Genomic DNA, 16,855 nt, shown 5'->3' with positions numbered 1-16,855 from the left:
GATGGCTAGATATACAGGACCTGTTGAGAGAATAGAAAGAAGACTAGGAGTTTCATTAGAACTTAAGGGTGAGAGAAGACTTGCTGGAAAAAGCGCACTTGATAGAAGACCTTATGCACCTGGTCAACATGGACAAAGAAGAGCTAAAATTTCTGAATATGGATTACAACTTAGAGAAAAACAAAAAATTAAATATTATTATGGTGTTTTAGAAAAACAATTTAGAAGATTTTTTAAAGAAGCAAACAGACAAGAAGGAAGTACAGGGGAAAACCTAATCAAACTACTTGAAAGAAGACTTGATAATGTTGTTTTCCGAATGGGATTTGCAACAACTAGAAGATTTGCAAGACAACTTGTAACTCATGGACATATTTTAGTAAATGGAAGAAAAGTAAATATTCCTTCATATCTTGTAAAAGAGGGAGATAGAATAGAAATTAGAGAAAAATCTAAAAACAATCCTCAAATTCAAAGATCATTAGAATTATCAGCACAAACTGGTATAGCTCCATGGGTAGATGTAGATAAAGAAAAACTAGTAGGAGTATTCCAAAGAATTCCAGAAAGAAGTGAAGTAAATATTCCAGTAGATGAAAGATTAGTAGTTGAGCTATACTCTAAATAATAGGGGTTAAAAAATGAATAAAATAAAAACAGAAGTTTTGATTCCAACTGAATTTTCTTATAAAAAAGAGGGAAACTTCGCTCAAATCGAAGTTTACCCTTTTGAATCTGGTTTTGGAGTAAGCGTAGCTCATCCAATTAGAAGAACTCTTATAGCAGCTACAACTGGATATGCTCCAGTTGGATTAAAAATTGAGGGAGTTAAGCACGAGTTTGATTCTCTAAAAGGTATGCTTGAGGATGTAGCAAGCTTTATTATTAATCTTAAAAATATTAGATTTAAGATTAAAGATTCATCTAAAGATGAAGTAGTAGTTGATTATACCTTTGTAGGTCCAAAAGAGGTAAAAGGTGAAGATTTAATTACTGATGAAGTTGATGTGGTTACACCTGAAGAGTATATAGCTACTTTAAATGAAGAAGGCGAGCTAAAGCTCTCTTTAATCATCAAAAAAGGTATGGGGTTTGTAGCTGTAGAGAATTATAGAGACACTCTTCCAGATGGATTTATAGGGCTTGATGCATATTTCAGTCCTATCAGAAAAGTAGTTTATAATATTGAAAATGTTTTAGTAGAAGACGACCCGAACTTTGAAAAAGTAATTTTTGAAGTTGAAACGGATGGACAAATAGATCCAATTGATGCTTTTAAAGATGCTGTAAATAACTATCTAAATCAATTTAGTGTATTTTCAAAAGAATTTAAGCTTGAAACTAAAAAAGTTGAAAGTTTCAGTTTACCAGAAGAGTATAATATTTTATTTGAACAAATTGAAACTCTAAATCTTAGAAGTAGAAGCTTTAATGCACTTGATAGGGCTGGAATTAAATTTGTGGGTGAATTAGTTCTTATGGGTAAAGAAAAAATAGCAAATATCAAAAACCTTGGTACTAAATCACTTGAAGAAATTTTTGAAAAGCTTGAAGAGATTGGATTCTCTATTAATAAAACATTACCGCTTGATATTAAAAAAGCAATTGAAGAGAAGTTAGCAAAACTTAAAGGAGAAGAGTAATGAGACATAGACATGGGTATAGAAAGCTTGGTCGTGATAGTGAACACAGACTTGCACTTCTAAAAAATTTAGCATGTGATCTAATTGAAAATGAAAAAATCGAAACAACAGTTCCAAAAGCAAAAGAACTTAGAAGATATATTGAAAAACTTATTACAAGAGCAAAAGATGAAGTAGATTTAAACACTCACAGATATGTATATAGCAAACTAGGTTCAAACGAAAGAGCAAAAGCTGCTACAAAAAAACTAATTGAAATTATTGCACCAAGATTTACAAATAGAAATGGTGGATACACAAGAATTATAAAAACTAGATTTAGAAGAGGTGACGCTGCTGAGATGTGTATTATTGAATTTGTAGGAGAATAATATGGAGATTCCTTTTTCTAATGAAGATTTAAAAGAAGCAGTAGCAGGAGTACTTGAAGAAATTCGTCCTATGCTTCAAATGGATGGCGGTGATGTTACTTTAATTGATGTTAGAAAGCCAACAGTTTTTGTTCAGCTTCAAGGTGGCTGTGTCGGGTGTGCTAGTGCAGGAGCTACGCTAAAATATGGTATTGAAAAAGCATTAAAAGAAAAAATTCACCCAGATTTAGTAGTAATAAATGTACCTCATGGATATGAGGATAAATTGGATGAGCTTGCGAAATATTCATTCTGATTTGAAAGATATTATTAAAGAAGCTATTGCCAAAAAGGATTATCAAAAGGTGATGGCTATTTTAAATAAGCTTTTTTCTCCCTCTTTACCAAAAAGCGAAGAGATAGATGGAATAAGCTTTACAGATGTAAAACAAATTGTAAAAGACAAGCAAGATTTAGAAAATATTTTACTCTCAACCAAAGTTATTTTTGAAGATAAAGACGAATTAATTGAGTTTTTTGAAATGCTTTTGAAGTATGGGTTCAAAGAAAATGCTATAAGTTATTTTGAAGAGCTTCTTTATAACTTAAATGATATAGAGATAATTGATGGATTTAATTCACTACTTAAACAATGATTTAATAACTGATAATACGAAGGAGCTTACTCCTTCAAAACTTTTTCTAAAAACTTCTCAAAACTCAAAGTATAGCTTTCATATTAAACATTATATTACTCCTAAAAATCTATTAAGTTCACTTAATCTTAAAACAAAGTTTATAGGTATTACCGGAACTAATGGCAAAACTACCACAGCTTTTGTTTTAGGATACTTACTACGAAGCCAAGGTTTTAATGTAGGTGTGCAGGGGACTGAGGGATTTTATTTTAATGAAGAATTGGTAGAAGACAAAACCCTTACAACTCCCCCTATTTTAACTACAATCAAAAGAGCTTTTAAATATAAACCAGATTTTTTTATTATGGAAGTTAGTTCTCATGCAATTGTTCAAAATAGAATTGAAGGAATAGATTTTTTTGCTAAGATTCTTACCTCTTTTTCGCAAGACCATCTTGATTTTCACAAGACTATGGATGAATACAAAAAAGTTAAAGAGTCTTTTTTTCAAGATGAAACGATAAAAGTAGTTAATGGAAAAATTAAAAGTAGCCAAGTTTCAAGTTCTAAGTTCCAAGTTGTGGAGGTAGGAAGGTATGATTTTGAAATAAATTCAAAAAATTTATATGTATTAGAAAAGCCTATTATTGATGATATTCCAATGGCAGGGAAATTTAATAAAATGAATTTTTCTCTTGCAATTAAATTAAGTGAAATAATCTCAAAAAAATTTAATATTACTTGGAACTTGAAACTTGGAACCTGGAACTTTAAAGTACCTGGTAGAATGGAAATAGTTTGTAAAAATCCTCTAATTATTATAGATTTTGCACATACCCCTGATGGAATGGAAAAAGTCCTAAGTTCAGTCAAGGGCAGAAAAATTGTAGTGTTTGGGGCCGGAGGAAATAGAGATAAAGCAAAACGTCCTCTAATGGGTGCTGTTGCAGAAAGGCAAGCAGAATATATAATACTTACAGAAGATAATCCAAGATGCGAGAATAGAGTAGTTATTTGTGAGGAGATTGCAAAAGGAATAAAAAGTAAAAAATATGAAATAATTACCGATAGAAAAAAAGCTATAAAAAAAGCTATTGAAATTGCAAAAAAAGAAAATTTAATTCTTTTCGTTTTAGGAAAAGGTGATGAAAAATATATTGAAAAGTGTAAAGAAAAAATTCCTTTTAGTGATAGGAATATTATAAAAAATTATATTTAACAGAACATAAAGTTTGCTTAGAGGATATTATAAAATAGTTACATTTGCATTTGTGTTTTTTAATAAATTTTTTTTGTTTTTTGTGTTTATTTAACTTTTTATTTGTAAAATAAGTAAAATTATGATATAAGTTAAATCTAAACATAAAATATAAAAAAAAGGAGAGCGATATGCAAATGCCAAAACCAAAAAATATAATTTTTATGTGTCAAGTAAAAAGACCACCAACATTTCCAAAACCTAGCTGTGTAAGAGAAGGAAAAGAAGATTTATTTCCATATACTCAGCAAAAAATGATGGAAATGGGAATTGATCCTATGACAAACTGGATTGTACCAACTGGTTGTCTTAATAGATGTAACTTTGGACCAGTTATGCTTGTAGAACCTGGAAATTATATGTATGTTGATCTTGATAAAGAAAAAATTGATAGAATTTTAGAAGAACATATCAAAAATGGAAATCCAGTTGAAGAATATTTAATACCGAAGGAATTTTGGGCATGACAATTGAAATGCTTTATAGTAAAATTCACAGAGCCACAGTAACGGATGCCAACTTAAATTATGTTGGCTCCATTACTATTGATGAAGAGCTTATGGAAGAAGCGAATTTACTAGTAGGTCAAAAAGTAGATGTTGTAAATATTAATAATGGAGAGAGATTTTCTACTTATGTAATTAAAGGAGAACGTGGTAAAAGAGAAATTTGTCTGAATGGAGCAGCTGCTAGAAAAGCACATCCTGGAGATAAAATTATTATTATTGCTTATGCTCATATGACTCCCCAAGAAGCAAAAAGTTTTAGACCGGCTGTCATAATTGTAGATGATAACAATAATGTAATAGAAAAAACAACTTACTTACAGGATGATAAATGAAAACAATTGAAATTAAGGTAAATGATAATAAATTTGAAAAAATTGTAAATATTTTAGAATCTTTAAAGGGTGGTATAATATATCAATTTAGAGTAAAAGAGATAGAAAAAGATTTTCAAGAAATTAAAAAAGAGATTAAATATTTAAAAAAGAATAATAAATCTCCTCAAGATGCAAGAACATTTTTAAATGAATTATAAAGTTAAAATTTTAGAAATTGCTAAAAAGGATGTTAAAAAGCTTTTTAAGAAATATAAATCTATAAAAGAGAATTTATTAAAATTAATTGATTTATTAGAAATTAATCCTAAAATAGGAATTCATTTAGGTAAAAATTATTATAAAATAAGAGTTAAAAATTCAGATATTAAAAAAGGTAAAAGAGGAGGATATAGAGTAATTTATTATTTAGTTGATAAGAATAAAGAAGTATGGATATTAAAGATTTATTCAAAAAGTGATATTGATAATTTATCAGATTAATATGTTTTTTCTTTATTAAAGGAGGATTAATGTTTGGTAATCTTGATTTGAATGAAATGATGCAAAAACTTCAAGAACAAATGCAGGCGGCTGATAATAAAACGTATAGTGCAAAAAGTGGCGGAGGACTTGTTGAAGCCACTGTGAATGGGAAGTTTGAAGTAATTGATATAAAAATTGATGATAGTTTACTTGAAGATAAAGAAGCACTTCAAATTCTTCTTATGAGCGCAGTTAATGATGCTATAAAAATGGCAGTTGAAGATAAAAAAGCACAAGCTCTTAATATGTTTGGTGGAATGAATTTGGGGCAATGAGATTTTTTTTATTATTCCCTATTTTTTTATTTGCAATGAATTTTGATTTTTCTCCATGTTTTAAAAAATATAAAAATATATATTCGGTAGTTCCTATTACAAACTCAAAAAGTATAACTTTTTCAAAGCCTACAAAATATATATTTTATGATCCTTTTACAAAAATGTATGTAGTATCTGCTAAAAATAAAAAAGTTATTGATTTTTATGATAATCCAAAACTTGGTTGGTTTATGGCAGCAATTAATTTTGATAGTGTTTATGGTGGAACATTTGCAAAAGATATGCTTTTTTTAAATCCTGCAAAACTAAGTACACATACACCTAAAAATACAATAATAGTAGATTTTTTCTGTAGGGCTTATGGTGTAGGAAGTGGAATTGGTTTTATAAAATCAAGTTTTGTTAAACATTTTGCGAAATTCGGGTATTGGGGAGATATTGGTATTGAAGTAGATAGATTTATGAAGGTAAAATATGTAGACCCTTTTTATGTACAAGGAATTAAACCGGGAGAAAGAATAGTTTTTATAAATGGTAAAAATGCAAATGTGAAAACTTTTAGTAAGTATGTATTGCTTGGGAAAATTGGAGATGAGGTTAAAATAACTGCTAATAATAGAAGTTTTTTAGTCAAAATAAGAAAGAAAATTTATAATTTTACTCCACTAATGCATTTTGATATAGTAGTAGATAAAAATTTAATAGTAACAAAAGTACCAAAAAAAATATATAATAAAACATACTTAACTCCTCCTGCAAGATTAATAGCAGTTAATGGTAAAAAAATTCATTCTTTTAGTGAACTTAAAAAAGCATTATCTTTTGACAAAAATGTTACAATTACGTTAGAAAAAGATGGTATAAAAATAAATATTCCTCTAAGGTAGTAAATGGAAGAATTTATAAAAAAAAATTTAATTAAAGTTAAAAGTTTTCATCCTTTTTTTGAAAAAGCTCTTAATGAGATGCTAATAGCTGGTGGTAAAAGATTTAGACCAAGTCTACTGCTATCAGTCGTAAGAGCATATGAACCTATGCTAATAGATAGTGCAAAATATGCTGCATTTGCAATTGAGTTAATTCACACATATTCTTTAATTCATGATGATTTGCCGGTGATGGATAATGCTAGTTTAAGACGAGGACATCCTACACTACATGTGACTTATGATGAAGTTACTGCAACACTTGTTGGAGATGCACTTAACACTTATGCTTTTGAGGTGCTAAGTAAAGCGCCTATGCATAATGACATAAAAATAGAACTTATAAAAATTTTAGCTGAAAATGCAGGACCTAATGGTATGGTTTTAGGTCAGGCGATAGATTGTTATTTTGAAAATAAAAAATTGAATATTAATGAGCTTAAATTTTTACATCTAAATAAAACAGGCAAACTTATTGCTGCAAGTCTTAAAATGGGAACTATTATTGTAAATAAAACAGAATTAGCTGATAAACTATATGATTTTGGATTAAAGCTAGGACTGCTTTTTCAAATTCAAGATGATTTATTAGACCTTTTAGATTCAAGCGAGACAGGGAAAACGACGGGAGTTGATGAAAATAAAAACACTTTTGTTACTATTTTAGGAATTGATGAAGCTAAAAAAGAAGCAGACAAATTAGCAGGGGAAATTGAAAAAGAACTAAATGAATTTGATGAAAGTTTAAAAGTTGAGTTAAATAAATTGCTTGAAAAATATCTTTATAGACACAGTAAAGTGAAAAGTGAAAAGTGTAAAATGTAAAATTGGAAATGAAAAATAATAAAAAGGTAATTAGTATATTTGTATATTAATTAATTGGGCTAATAAACCAATAACAAATATACAAATATACTAATAGTACACAAATAACTAAAGAAAGGTTTATGATGTATAAAAAAATGGCAGATACGATAAGATTTTTAGCAGCGGATATGGTTGAGAAGGCAAAATCAGGTCATCCAGGTGCAGCTCTTGGACTTGCTGATATAATGACAGTATTTAGTGAGATTGTGAATATTACTCCACATAATCCAAATTTTATTAATAGAGATAGAGTTGTGTTTTCAGGAGGACATGCGACTCCTCTTATTTACTCAATGCTTTATTTATGGGGTTATGATATTACTCTTGAAGATTTAAAAAATTTTAGACAGCTTGGCAGTATTACTCCTGGTCATCCAGAAATTGGACATACACCGGGAATTGAAGTAACAACTGGTCCTCTTGGACAAGGTGTGGCAAATGCTGTTGGATTTGCTATGGCAAAAGAATTTTTATCTAGACGTTTTAGTGAAATTGACCATAAAGTTTGGTGTTTTTGTGGAGATGGGGATTTAGAAGAAGGAATTGCTTATGAAGCTTGTAGTATTGCAGGAAAACATAATCTAAAAGACTTAATCATAATTTATGACAGCAATAATATTTCAATTGAAGGTGATGTGAGTATTGCATTTAATGAAGATGTGAAAAAAAGATTTGAATCTCAAGGTTTTAGAGTACTTGAGATGAATGGGCATGACTATGATGAAATTAAAAAGACTTTGCAAACTGCTAAAAATAGTGATAAACCAACATTAATTATTGCGAAAACTATAATTGCAAAAGGCGCTGTAGGAGTTGAAGGAAGTGAAAAAACTCACGGGGCACCACTTGGAGAAGATGTAATTAGAAAAAGTAAAGAGGCAGCAGGTTTTAATCCTGATGAGAAATTTATTGTTCCAGAAGATGTGCTGATTAGGTTTAGATGTGTGAGAGAAAAAGGAGAATTATTAGAGGCTGAGTGGAATAAAAAAGCAAGAGTTAAAGAAATCGAAGAATTTTTCAAAAAAGACTTTTCTAGAATTAATTGGCCTGAATTTAAAGAAGGTGAAAATATTGCTACTAGAAAAAGTAATGGTGAAATTTTAAATGCAATTGCTATTGCAATTCCAAGTTTCTTAGGAGGTAGTGCTGATTTAGCACCATCGAATAATACTTTACTCAAATGTGAAGACGATTTTCCAAACGGTAGAAACTTACACTACGGAATTAGAGAACACGCTATGGCGGCAATCAATAATGCTTTTAGTGCTTATGGCTTTTTACCGTATGTGGCTACATTTTTAGTATTTAGTGATTACCTAAGAGGTGCATTAAGAATAGCAGCTTTAAGTTCACACAAAAACTATTGGATCTTTACACATGATAGTATAGTAGTTGGAGAAGATGGACCAACTCATCAGCCAATTGAACATTTAACATCTCTTAGAGCTATTCCAAACCTTTACGTATTTAGACCTGCCGATGCAAATGAAAATGTAAATGCTTGGAAGGCAGCATTAAATATTGATGCACCAGTTGTTTTTGCTTTAAGTAGACAGGGGTTAAAAAATATAACACCAAAAGAAGTTGATTTAAAGAGAGGTGCTTATATCCTTAGGGATGGAAAAGCTGATATAACGCTTGTAGCAAGTGGTAGTGAAGTTAGTTTAGCGATGGAAGTAGCTGTGGAACTTGATGCAAGAGTTGTAAGTGTGCCTTGTTTTGATCTATTTGATGAACAGACGCAAGAATTTAAAAATAGCTTATTTAAAGGAAAAATAGTAGCTATTGAAGCAGGAAGGGGATTTGAGTGGTATAAATATGCCGATGAGGTTATAGGGATGGATACATTTGGTGCAAGTGGAAAAGGTGGAGAAGTTTATAAATATTTTGGGTTTGATAAGGACAAAATAATTGAAAAACTTAGAAATAGTTAAAATAAAGGTAGAGAATTTAAGAGAGCTTTTTAAGTTTTTGTTGTTATCGAATTTAACATTTATAAGTGCGATTGTTTCTCTTAATCTATATGTGTTAGTTAAGAAATTACCAATATATTTTGTAATTTTTGATTTAGTAGCAATTGTGGTAGAATTTTTACTAATAAAAGTTACAATTTTTGTATTTAATAAAATGGATGAATTGATAAAGGAAGTAAAATGATGGAAATAGTTAGTATTTTAACAATTATTGTTTCTTTAGGTTTATTTATGTATTTAATAAATTCCTTAGTTAAAGGTTTAAAATGATTTTAGCAACACCAGGACCGGTTGAAATTCCTTATTTTGTTAGAGAAACATTTTTGAGTGAGACTATTCATCATAGAACACCTGAATTTAAATCTATTTTATTAGAAGCACTTGAAAGATTTTCAAAAATTACTAAATTACCAAATAATGTATTTCTTTCAAGTTCAGGTACAGGTGCAATGGAAGCAAGTGTTATAAATATAGTAAAGAAAAAAGCTCTTACTATCAATGCTGGAAAATTTGGTGAGAGATGGGGTAAAATCTGTGAAGCTCACGGAATTAATTATAAAGAACTAAAATATGATTGGGATACTCCAGCAAGTGTTGATGAAGTAGTTGAGGCTATTAAAGATACTGAAATTGACTCATTATTTATTCAGATAAGTGAAAGTGCAGGAGGGCTTAGACATCCAGTTGAAAGAGTAGCAAAAGCAGTAAAACAAGTAAGAGATGATATAATCATTGTTGCAGATGGTATTACTGCTCTTGGAGTTGAAGATATTGATACAAGTAATATTGATGTAGTAGTAGGAGGTAGCCAAAAAGCATTTATGCTTCCACCAGGACTTGCAATGTTAGGTTTAAGTGTTGCAGCAGTTGAGAGAATTGGCAAAGGAAAAGGATTTTATTTTAACTTAGCAAATGAGATTAAAAAACAGCGTGATGGTACTACTGCATTTACACCAGCTACAAGTTTGATTATAGCACTAAATGAAGTACTTAAAAAATTAGAAAGTATCGGTCTAACTAAACATTATCAAGATACTGCAAAAAGACATAAATCGATATTAGAGGCTCTAAAAGCAATAGGACTTTCTATTTATCCTAAAAATCCGGCTCTATCAATGGCAGCTATATATACTCCTAAAGCCGAAGAGATTAGAAAAATCTTAAAAACAAAATATCAGGTAAATGTAGCAGGTGGACAGGATTTTATGAAAGGCAAGCTATTTAGAATTAATAATATGGGATTAATAGAAGATTATAAAATGGAATATATCTTAAATAGTATAGAACTAGCTCTTGATGAACTTGGAATTAGACCATATGATGGAAGTGCAGTTAAAGTCTATTCAAGTGAAAAATTAAAAGTGTAAAATGAAAAATGAAAAGATAAAAATAGAAATTGATTTATTAAGAGATTCTTTAAGAAATATTTTTGTTGTTATGTTTGCTATAATGAGTGGAGAAGTAAGTTTGATTTATAAAATCTTACATAATAATTTTAATTATGCTGATTTTATATTAATTTTATTAGGTTTTGTCAGTATTATATGTTTTAACAAATATAAAAAATAGCAAATATGTTGAAATGAAGAAACTTCTTGAAAGGTTGAAGGAATGAATTATCTAATAGGAATAGTGCTATTATTGATTTTAATGTGGTTTTTATTTCAATCAGTTGATATTTCTATAAAAGAAGAAAAATGATTTTTGCACACGATATACCAGATGGAGCAAAGCTTTATTTTGGCAAAAAAGCCAAAATAAAAAGAGAAGTAGAGCGTTTAGCTAGTGAGGTATTTGAATCGTTAGATTACGAAGAGATAGTAAGCCCGTTTTTTTCTTATCACCAGCTTGAAGCTTTAAGTGAGAAAGAACTTATTAGATTTACAGATAAAGAAAATAGAAATTTGGCTCTAAGAGGAGATAGTTCAATTGATATTATAAGAATAGTATTAAAAAGACTAAAAAGTGAAGCCAAAAAATGGTTTTATATTCAGCCGGTATTTCGTGCACCGTCAACTGAGATTAATCAAATTGGGGCTGAGTGGCTTGAGGGGAATATAGAAGATATACTTAATACAAACATAAATATTTTAAAAAGACTAAATAAAAATTATCCTCTTGTTTTATCTCATATTCAAATTCCAAAAAAAGTATGCGAGTTAACGGGGCTTGATATTGAAGATATTAAAAAAATGAGAATTTATAAATTCAAAGAACCTTGGTTAAAAGAACTTTTAAAAATTAATAAACCAGAAGATATTGACTTAAATGTGTATCCATACGAAATAGGTAATTATTTAAAAGAGCTAATTGAAACTAGCAAAAAAATAAATTATGATATTATTTTAGCGCCGCTTTATGTAGCAAATCTTAGATACTATACTGGACTTTTTTATAGATTTATAAATAAAAATGATGTAATAGCAAAAGGCGGAGAATATATAGTAGAAGGCATAAGAAGTAGTGGATTTTCGATATATACTGATAACTTGTTAAAGGATCTCGATGGTTGATTTGATTGTAGGACTTCAGTGGGGAGATGAAGGTAAGGGTAAAATAGTTGATTTAGTAGCAAAAAATTATGATATTGTTATTAGAAGTCAAGGTGGACATAATGCCGGACATACTGTGGTAGTAGACGGTAAAAAATATGCTCTTCATTTGCTTCCAAGTGGTGTACTAAATCCAAATGCTATAAATGTAATAGCAAACGGAGTTGTAGTATATCCGCCTCAACTTATTAAAGAAATAAAAAATTTTGATAAAGACATAAAAAATAAATTATTTATTTCAGACAAAGCTCATATGATACTTGATACTCACATAGCAATAGATAAAGCAAGAGAGAAACTTAGAGGTAAAAATGCAATTGGTACAACTGGAAGAGGAATAGGCCCTGCATATGCTGATAAAATAGCAAGAGTTGGTGTTAGAATGGGTGAGCTTAAAAATATAGATAGACTGCTTGAGAAATTAGAACACTATTATGAAATGAACAAAGGATACTTTGAATATCTTGATATAGAGATTCCAAATATGGATGATTTGAAAAAAGAACTTCAAGAATGGCAAAATGAACTTGGATGCAATATTATAGATACTACAAAATACCTTTGGGATAATTTTGATAAAAATATGCTTCTTGAAGGAGCTCAAGCTACTTTACTTGACGTAGATCATGGAACATATCCATATGTTACAAGCTCAAATACTATTGCAAGCGGAGCACTTACAGGTAGCGGCATTCCACCAAAAAAACTTAATAAAGTAATAGGAATTGCAAAAGCATATACTACAAGAGTTGGTAATGGACCTTTTCCTACTGAAGACTTGAGTGAGGCTGGAGATAAAATAAGAGCACAAGGTGCTGAATTTGGAACAACTACCGGTAGACCTAGAAGATGTGGGTGGTTTGATGTAGTTGCTGCGAAATATGCTGTAACTCTTAATAGTTGTGATGAAGTGGCTATTATGAAACTTGACGTACTTGATGGATTTGATAAGGTAAAAGTATGTGTGGCATATGAAAGAGATGGAGAGAGACTGGATTATTTCCCAAGTGATTTAGAAGGTATTAAACCAATTTATGTAGAGTTTGATGGATGGGAAAAAAGTGCTGGTATTACAAAATTTGAAGATTTACCTGAAAATGCAAAAAAATATATTGAATTTTTAGAAGAAAAAATAGATTGTCATATTAAGTATGTATCGACTGGACCTGACAGAAATGCAACAATTATTCGTTAATTGGTATAGAGGTGTATTAGTATATTGGATTTCAAATATACCAATAACAAATACACTAATAACAGATTGTTATGAAAACAAAATTTGACAGTGTTGTAAAATTTAAAAAAAGGGCTGTTGAAAAAATAGAAAACGATATAAAAAAAATCAATATTGCAATACTTGATCTTAAAAATAAAATAGATGAGCTAAACTCTTCTTTAATTTCTTTTTCTTTCCCCAAAACAGGTACTTTTTCTCAGTTTACTTATATTAAAGCAAATCAAGACTTAGTAAGACAGGAAATAAACAGTCTTAATTCTCAAATTGATATGTTAAATGCACGAAAAAAGGATTTATTAGAGGAGTTAAAAAAAGCAAAAATAGAATATGAAAAAATGAAATATCTTCAAGGTGAGGAGATTAAGAAAAAAGTTAAAGAAATAAGGTTAAAAGAAATGAGAGATTTAGATGAGATTGCTATATTGCTAAGGAAAAATGATGAACCCAAATAAAATATACCTAACCCAAACAGATACGACTGTGGGATTTTTATCTCAAGATAAAATTAAGCTAAACGCAATAAAAAAGCGACCCCTAAATCAAAAAATCTTAAGAGAAGTAGATAGTCTCTCTACACTAAAAAACTTTGTAAGAGTGCCAAATAAGTATAAAAATCTAGTAAGACGCTCTTGTAAGACTACTTTTATATATCCAAATAAAGAGAGTTTTAGAGTTGTAAAAGATGAGAGTCATTTAAAGTTTTTAAAAAAGTTTAAATGGATGTACTCCACGTCCGCAAACCCTCATAAACAAAAGTTTGATAAAAAATGGGCAAGAGAGATGGCTGATATTATTGTGGAAGATAAAAGAGGCCTTTTTGAAGGTGAAGCTTCAAAAATTTATAAAATTTCAAATAATAAAATAAAAAGAATTCGTTAGAATGGAGAATGTAGAATTGGAACTTAAGAAGATAAAAAAAATATTGCTTTTCACTTTTCACTTTTCACTTTTCACTTTAATGCTTGGTTGTACTACAAAAACAGTGCCAATATATGCTGTTATTAAAACACCTCAAATAAAAATTTCAGATCAGGGTTTTTTGAAAGAAGGGTTAGGATTTAAAGAGATAGAGATTTATAAAGCAGGCACAATCCCTTTTAAAATTACTGTTAAAAATTCATATATTTGTTACAATGGAAAGTGTATTGACAAAGAAAAGTTTATTAGGGAATATATTAGTAAAGATTATCCTAGTGATTTTTTTGATAAATTATTAAATAAAGAGTGTATTAAGGGATATTTTTGTAAAAAAGATAAAAACAAAATTTTGTTTAAAGACAAAAAAAGAGGTATTTTAATTTTAATAAAAGAGATGAAAAATTGAATTTAATTAAAATTTGACAATATTGGATTTAAGTGTTACAATAAACCAAAATACAACAAAGGATTATTATGTCAATAACAGTAAGTATTAGAGATTTGGTAAGAAATTCTTCGATTATAGAAAATTATGATTATGTAGAGGTTGTGGATAAGAGAAAAAACGAAATAAAAGGGATATTTTTATCTCCTAAATATGCTAAAGAATTTCAAAAGTTTTTAAAAGAAAAAAAACAAAAAGAAATAGATGAATTTATGCAGTTTGTTGGTATGGTTAATGGAGAATTTGAAGATATGAAAGTGCAGGATATTAAAACTAAAAAGAAAGAAAAATATTATGAATAGAGTGTTTTTGGATGCTAATATTGTAATTGATATAATTGATGGCGGTAGAAAAAATCATTTCTTGGCAAAGAAGCTTATAATAAAATTAATTGAGGAAGATTATGAAGTGTTCATTAGTGAAGATATTATAACGACTGTTTATTATATCTTAAAAGGAAATCTTAAGATTTTAGATTTTTTTGAGAATATTATTGATAAATGGAATATAGTTGGTTTTGGTGAAAAAACTTTAAAAGAAAGTATAAAATATTGTAAAGAAAATAAAGCAGATTTAGAAGATGTTTTACAATGTTTTTGTGCTAAAAATAATAATTGTGAAATTTTTATTACAAGTGATAAAAAATTTGTAAACTGTGGGATCAAAATTATGAATTATGAAGAATTTTTAGATCTTAAAGTGAAGTCATAGGCTTTCTTTATTTTATTTGTGGTATATTCTATTAGTTTGAAAGAATGGCCTATTTTCAAATAGTTTTTAAATTAATATATGAAATGTTATAATTTGAAATCTTAATAATACCAATTGAAAATGGAAAATGGACAATGGAAAATGGATAAATATCGCAAAATTAAGGGATTTTGAATTTTTTAAAAATATACAAACATATTGGAATTGGTATAAGAATAAAAATTAAAGGATTTTTATGAACATTTTAGTAACTGGTGGGGCTGGATATATAGGCTCACACGTGGTAAAACTTCTTTTAGAAAATAGTGACAGTGATGTAACAGTTATAGATAATTTAATTACAGGATTTAAATCAACTATTGATGAGCTTAAAAAGATTAGAGATTTTGATTTTATTGAAGCAGACCTTAGTAACTGGGATGAGATAAGAGGGGTTTTTAAAGCTAAAAATTTTGATGCTATTATTCATTTTGCAGCGAGTCTTATTGTGCCGGAAAGCGTTGAAAAACCTCTGAAATATTACTTAAACAATACTGCAAATACTGCCAATTTAGTAAAGCTCTCAAATGAATATGGAGTTAAAAAGTTTATATTTTCTTCAACTGCTGCTGTATATGGAGAACCTGATGTTAAAAGTAGCCAAGTAGCCAAGTTCCAAGTTCCAAGTGATTTTAAAATTTCTGAGGACTATCCGACAAATCCAATTAATCCATATGGACAAACTAAACTTTTTAGTGAAAAGATAATTCAAGATGCAGCCAAGGCAAATCCTGAATTTAAATATGTAATTTTTAGATATTTTAATGTAGCCGGAGCAAGCCCAGACCTTACAATAGGACAAAAAACAAAAGACGCAACACATCTTATAAAAGTAGCAAGTGAATGTGCTTGTGGCAAAAGAGATAAAATGTATATTTTTGGAAATGATTATCCTACACCTGATGGCACAGGTATTAGGGATTATATCCATGTAATGGATTTAGCCGATGCTCATATAAAAGGGCTTGAATATTTAGATAAAGATGGAAGCGATATTTTTAATATAGGATATGGAAGAGGTGCTAGTGTAAAAGAGGTAATTGATACGATGAAAAAAGTAAGCGGGGTTGATTTTAAGGTTGAGGTTACTGGTAGACGTGCGGGAGATCCTGCAATGCTTATAGCAGATAATAATAAAATTAAAAATAAAATGGATTGGACTCCAAAATATGATGATTTAAGTTTTATTTGTAAAACTGCATATGAATGGGAGAAAAATTTAAAATAATTATAGACAAAATTAAACAAAAATTTTAAAAAGTCTATTGTGTATAGTCTTTTATGATAAAATAAAAAAATGAAGGAGAAGGGATGAAAAAATTATTAATTTTATTTTTATTTGTAGTTAGTTTGTTTGCAAAAATAGATATCAATAAAGCTACAATGGAGGAGTTACATTCATTAGAGGGAATTGGCCATACCAAAGCAGTAGCAATTATGGAATATAGAAAAGCTCATCCATTTAAACAAAAAGAAGATATTATGAAAGTCAAAGGTATAGGCAAAAAAATATTTGAAAAAATAAAAGATGATATTAAAGTTAAATGAAGTTAGTAGAGGTTATAGGGGGTTAGTATGGGTATTAGAAGTTGTAAAGGTTGTAGGGGGGTATAAGAGTAATATAACTTCTAATACCCCTAATACTTCTAGTACC

General features: G+C 29.1%; 26 protein-coding genes. All 26 read left to right on the top strand.

Annotated features, from left to right (window positions below; all coding sequences use genetic code 11):
* The first annotated feature begins 1 nt into the window (after position 1).
* The 26 genes from rpsD to ACYQ1U_RS06285 all read left to right on the top strand — a co-directional run bounded on the left by rpsD (position 2) and on the right by ACYQ1U_RS06285 (position 16,749).
* Complete coding sequence (gene rpsD / locus ACYQ1U_RS06410; protein WP_459885597.1) at positions 2–628, top strand: 30S ribosomal protein S4; 627 nt, start codon at positions 2–4, stop codon at positions 626–628.
* 13 nt (positions 629–641) lie between these two features.
* A complete protein-coding gene (locus ACYQ1U_RS06405; protein WP_459885595.1) occupies positions 642–1,643 on the top strand; it encodes a DNA-directed RNA polymerase subunit alpha in 1,002 nt (333 codons plus the stop codon).
* Positions 1,643–2,014: a 50S ribosomal protein L17 gene (gene rplQ, locus ACYQ1U_RS06400; RefSeq protein ID WP_459885592.1), complete on the top strand. Its 372-nt coding sequence runs from the start codon at positions 1,643–1,645 to the stop codon at positions 2,012–2,014. The genes ACYQ1U_RS06405 and rplQ overlap by 1 nt, the downstream gene beginning before the upstream one ends.
* A gap of 1 nt (position 2,015) precedes the next feature.
* Positions 2,016–2,309 carry a NifU family protein gene (locus ACYQ1U_RS06395; protein ID WP_459885589.1) on the top strand — a complete coding sequence of 98 codons (294 nt, stop codon included), beginning with the start codon at positions 2,016–2,018 and terminating at the stop codon, positions 2,307–2,309.
* On the top strand, positions 2,284–2,649 hold the full coding sequence (locus ACYQ1U_RS06390; RefSeq protein WP_459885586.1) for a hypothetical protein: 366 nt from the start codon (positions 2,284–2,286) through the stop codon (positions 2,647–2,649). The genes ACYQ1U_RS06395 and ACYQ1U_RS06390 overlap by 26 nt, the downstream gene beginning before the upstream one ends.
* Positions 2,621–3,850 (top strand): UDP-N-acetylmuramoyl-L-alanyl-D-glutamate--2,6-diaminopimelate ligase, encoded by a 1,230-nt coding sequence (locus tag ACYQ1U_RS06385; protein WP_459886411.1) that lies wholly within the window; start codon positions 2,621–2,623, stop codon positions 3,848–3,850. Before ACYQ1U_RS06390 ends, ACYQ1U_RS06385 begins: the two co-directional genes overlap by 29 nt.
* Before the next feature lie 170 nt (positions 3,851–4,020).
* On the top strand, positions 4,021–4,356 hold the full coding sequence (locus ACYQ1U_RS06380) for a (2Fe-2S) ferredoxin domain-containing protein (protein WP_459885583.1): 336 nt from the start codon (positions 4,021–4,023) through the stop codon (positions 4,354–4,356).
* Positions 4,353–4,730, top strand: coding sequence for an aspartate 1-decarboxylase (panD, locus tag ACYQ1U_RS06375; protein WP_459885580.1), 378 nt, complete (start codon positions 4,353–4,355; stop codon positions 4,728–4,730). The genes ACYQ1U_RS06380 and panD overlap by 4 nt, the downstream gene beginning before the upstream one ends.
* The gene (locus tag ACYQ1U_RS06370) at positions 4,727–4,930 is read left to right on the top strand and encodes a hypothetical protein (RefSeq protein WP_459885577.1); all 204 of its coding nucleotides are present in this window, start codon (positions 4,727–4,729) and stop codon (positions 4,928–4,930) included. The genes panD and ACYQ1U_RS06370 overlap by 4 nt, the downstream gene beginning before the upstream one ends.
* Entirely contained in the window at positions 4,920–5,213 is a 294-nt protein-coding gene (locus ACYQ1U_RS06365; protein ID WP_459885574.1) for a type II toxin-antitoxin system RelE family toxin, read from the top strand. The genes ACYQ1U_RS06370 and ACYQ1U_RS06365 overlap by 11 nt, the downstream gene beginning before the upstream one ends.
* Positions 5,214–5,242: 29 nt before the next feature.
* Positions 5,243–5,530, top strand: coding sequence for a YbaB/EbfC family nucleoid-associated protein (locus ACYQ1U_RS06360; protein WP_459885571.1), 288 nt, complete (start codon positions 5,243–5,245; stop codon positions 5,528–5,530).
* Complete coding sequence (locus tag ACYQ1U_RS06355) at positions 5,527–6,420, top strand: DUF7488 domain-containing protein (protein WP_459885568.1); 894 nt, start codon at positions 5,527–5,529, stop codon at positions 6,418–6,420. The genes ACYQ1U_RS06360 and ACYQ1U_RS06355 overlap by 4 nt, the downstream gene beginning before the upstream one ends.
* A gap of 3 nt (positions 6,421–6,423) precedes the next feature.
* Positions 6,424–7,284 (top strand): polyprenyl synthetase family protein, encoded by an 861-nt coding sequence (locus ACYQ1U_RS06350; protein ID WP_459885565.1) that lies wholly within the window; start codon positions 6,424–6,426, stop codon positions 7,282–7,284.
* 125 nt (positions 7,285–7,409) lie between these two features.
* Positions 7,410–9,260 carry a transketolase gene (tkt, locus tag ACYQ1U_RS06345; RefSeq protein WP_459885561.1) on the top strand — a complete coding sequence of 617 codons (1,851 nt, stop codon included), beginning with the start codon at positions 7,410–7,412 and terminating at the stop codon, positions 9,258–9,260.
* Positions 9,238–9,483, top strand: a complete 246-nt coding sequence (locus tag ACYQ1U_RS06340) for a hypothetical protein (RefSeq protein WP_459885558.1) — start codon at positions 9,238–9,240, stop codon at positions 9,481–9,483. The genes tkt and ACYQ1U_RS06340 overlap by 23 nt, the downstream gene beginning before the upstream one ends.
* 82 nt (positions 9,484–9,565) lie before the next feature.
* Positions 9,566–10,666: a pyridoxal-phosphate-dependent aminotransferase family protein gene (locus ACYQ1U_RS06335; RefSeq protein WP_459885555.1), complete on the top strand. Its 1,101-nt coding sequence runs from the start codon at positions 9,566–9,568 to the stop codon at positions 10,664–10,666.
* A gap of 1 nt (position 10,667) precedes the next feature.
* Positions 10,668–10,868, top strand: coding sequence for a hypothetical protein (locus ACYQ1U_RS06330; RefSeq protein WP_459885552.1), 201 nt, complete (start codon positions 10,668–10,670; stop codon positions 10,866–10,868).
* A 128-nt stretch (positions 10,869–10,996) separates the two neighbouring features.
* The gene (locus ACYQ1U_RS06325) at positions 10,997–11,812 is read left to right on the top strand and encodes an ATP phosphoribosyltransferase regulatory subunit (RefSeq protein ID WP_459885549.1); all 816 of its coding nucleotides are present in this window, start codon (positions 10,997–10,999) and stop codon (positions 11,810–11,812) included.
* Entirely contained in the window at positions 11,799–13,046 is a 1,248-nt protein-coding gene (locus tag ACYQ1U_RS06320) for an adenylosuccinate synthase (RefSeq protein WP_459886408.1), read from the top strand. Before ACYQ1U_RS06325 ends, ACYQ1U_RS06320 begins: the two co-directional genes overlap by 14 nt.
* Before the next feature lie 71 nt (positions 13,047–13,117).
* On the top strand, positions 13,118–13,540 hold the full coding sequence (locus ACYQ1U_RS06315; RefSeq protein WP_459885546.1) for a flagellar export protein FliJ: 423 nt from the start codon (positions 13,118–13,120) through the stop codon (positions 13,538–13,540).
* Positions 13,527–13,967: a Sua5 YciO YrdC YwlC family protein gene (locus ACYQ1U_RS06310; RefSeq protein WP_459885543.1), complete on the top strand. Its 441-nt coding sequence runs from the start codon at positions 13,527–13,529 to the stop codon at positions 13,965–13,967. The genes ACYQ1U_RS06315 and ACYQ1U_RS06310 overlap by 14 nt, the downstream gene beginning before the upstream one ends.
* Position 13,968: 1 nt before the next feature.
* Positions 13,969–14,412 carry a hypothetical protein gene (locus ACYQ1U_RS06305; protein ID WP_459885541.1) on the top strand — a complete coding sequence of 148 codons (444 nt, stop codon included), beginning with the start codon at positions 13,969–13,971 and terminating at the stop codon, positions 14,410–14,412.
* 68 nt (positions 14,413–14,480) lie between these two features.
* Positions 14,481–14,753: a hypothetical protein gene (locus tag ACYQ1U_RS06300; RefSeq protein WP_459885538.1), complete on the top strand. Its 273-nt coding sequence runs from the start codon at positions 14,481–14,483 to the stop codon at positions 14,751–14,753.
* Positions 14,746–15,162: a type II toxin-antitoxin system VapC family toxin gene (locus ACYQ1U_RS06295; RefSeq protein WP_459885535.1), complete on the top strand. Its 417-nt coding sequence runs from the start codon at positions 14,746–14,748 to the stop codon at positions 15,160–15,162. The genes ACYQ1U_RS06300 and ACYQ1U_RS06295 overlap by 8 nt, the downstream gene beginning before the upstream one ends.
* A 235-nt stretch (positions 15,163–15,397) precedes the next feature.
* Positions 15,398–16,429 carry a UDP-glucose 4-epimerase GalE gene (galE, locus tag ACYQ1U_RS06290; protein ID WP_459885532.1) on the top strand — a complete coding sequence of 344 codons (1,032 nt, stop codon included), beginning with the start codon at positions 15,398–15,400 and terminating at the stop codon, positions 16,427–16,429.
* Positions 16,430–16,512: 83 nt separating this feature from the next.
* The gene (locus ACYQ1U_RS06285; RefSeq protein ID WP_459885529.1) at positions 16,513–16,749 is read left to right on the top strand and encodes a ComEA family DNA-binding protein; all 237 of its coding nucleotides are present in this window, start codon (positions 16,513–16,515) and stop codon (positions 16,747–16,749) included.
* The last annotated feature ends 106 nt before the right edge of the window (positions 16,750–16,855 follow it).

Source organism: Caminibacter profundus (genome assembly GCF_054657155.1).
This window is presented reverse-complemented; position numbering and strand designations above follow the sequence as displayed.

What these genes read in the sequence shown, in the direction of transcription:
- rpsD (WP_459885597.1), top strand. Translation starts at nt 2, where the DNA reads ATGGCTAGATATACAGGACCTGTTGAGAGAATAGAAAGAAGACTAGGA.
- ACYQ1U_RS06405 (WP_459885595.1), top strand. Translation starts at nt 642, where the DNA reads ATGAATAAAATAAAAACAGAAGTTTTGATTCCAACTGAATTTTCTTAT.
- rplQ (WP_459885592.1), top strand. Translation starts at nt 1,643, where the DNA reads ATGAGACATAGACATGGGTATAGAAAGCTTGGTCGTGATAGTGAACAC.
- ACYQ1U_RS06395 (WP_459885589.1), top strand. Translation starts at nt 2,016, where the DNA reads ATGGAGATTCCTTTTTCTAATGAAGATTTAAAAGAAGCAGTAGCAGGA.
- ACYQ1U_RS06390 (WP_459885586.1), top strand. Translation starts at nt 2,284, where the DNA reads ATGAGCTTGCGAAATATTCATTCTGATTTGAAAGATATTATTAAAGAA.
- ACYQ1U_RS06385 (WP_459886411.1), top strand. Translation starts at nt 2,621, where the DNA reads ATGGATTTAATTCACTACTTAAACAATGATTTAATAACTGATAATACG.
- ACYQ1U_RS06380 (WP_459885583.1), top strand. Translation starts at nt 4,021, where the DNA reads ATGCAAATGCCAAAACCAAAAAATATAATTTTTATGTGTCAAGTAAAA.
- panD (WP_459885580.1), top strand. Translation starts at nt 4,353, where the DNA reads ATGACAATTGAAATGCTTTATAGTAAAATTCACAGAGCCACAGTAACG.
- ACYQ1U_RS06370 (WP_459885577.1), top strand. Translation starts at nt 4,727, where the DNA reads ATGAAAACAATTGAAATTAAGGTAAATGATAATAAATTTGAAAAAATT.
- ACYQ1U_RS06365 (WP_459885574.1), top strand. Translation starts at nt 4,920, where the DNA reads ATGAATTATAAAGTTAAAATTTTAGAAATTGCTAAAAAGGATGTTAAA.
- ACYQ1U_RS06360 (WP_459885571.1), top strand. Translation starts at nt 5,243, where the DNA reads ATGTTTGGTAATCTTGATTTGAATGAAATGATGCAAAAACTTCAAGAA.
- ACYQ1U_RS06355 (WP_459885568.1), top strand. Translation starts at nt 5,527, where the DNA reads ATGAGATTTTTTTTATTATTCCCTATTTTTTTATTTGCAATGAATTTT.
- ACYQ1U_RS06350 (WP_459885565.1), top strand. Translation starts at nt 6,424, where the DNA reads ATGGAAGAATTTATAAAAAAAAATTTAATTAAAGTTAAAAGTTTTCAT.
- tkt (WP_459885561.1), top strand. Translation starts at nt 7,410, where the DNA reads ATGTATAAAAAAATGGCAGATACGATAAGATTTTTAGCAGCGGATATG.
- ACYQ1U_RS06335 (WP_459885555.1), top strand. Translation starts at nt 9,566, where the DNA reads ATGATTTTAGCAACACCAGGACCGGTTGAAATTCCTTATTTTGTTAGA.
- ACYQ1U_RS06330 (WP_459885552.1), top strand. Translation starts at nt 10,668, where the DNA reads ATGAAAAATGAAAAGATAAAAATAGAAATTGATTTATTAAGAGATTCT.
- ACYQ1U_RS06325 (WP_459885549.1), top strand. Translation starts at nt 10,997, where the DNA reads ATGATTTTTGCACACGATATACCAGATGGAGCAAAGCTTTATTTTGGC.
- ACYQ1U_RS06315 (WP_459885546.1), top strand. Translation starts at nt 13,118, where the DNA reads ATGAAAACAAAATTTGACAGTGTTGTAAAATTTAAAAAAAGGGCTGTT.
- ACYQ1U_RS06310 (WP_459885543.1), top strand. Translation starts at nt 13,527, where the DNA reads ATGAACCCAAATAAAATATACCTAACCCAAACAGATACGACTGTGGGA.
- ACYQ1U_RS06305 (WP_459885541.1), top strand. Translation starts at nt 13,969, where the DNA reads ATGGAGAATGTAGAATTGGAACTTAAGAAGATAAAAAAAATATTGCTT.
- ACYQ1U_RS06300 (WP_459885538.1), top strand. Translation starts at nt 14,481, where the DNA reads ATGTCAATAACAGTAAGTATTAGAGATTTGGTAAGAAATTCTTCGATT.
- ACYQ1U_RS06295 (WP_459885535.1), top strand. Translation starts at nt 14,746, where the DNA reads ATGAATAGAGTGTTTTTGGATGCTAATATTGTAATTGATATAATTGAT.
- galE (WP_459885532.1), top strand. Translation starts at nt 15,398, where the DNA reads ATGAACATTTTAGTAACTGGTGGGGCTGGATATATAGGCTCACACGTG.
- ACYQ1U_RS06285 (WP_459885529.1), top strand. Translation starts at nt 16,513, where the DNA reads ATGAAAAAATTATTAATTTTATTTTTATTTGTAGTTAGTTTGTTTGCA.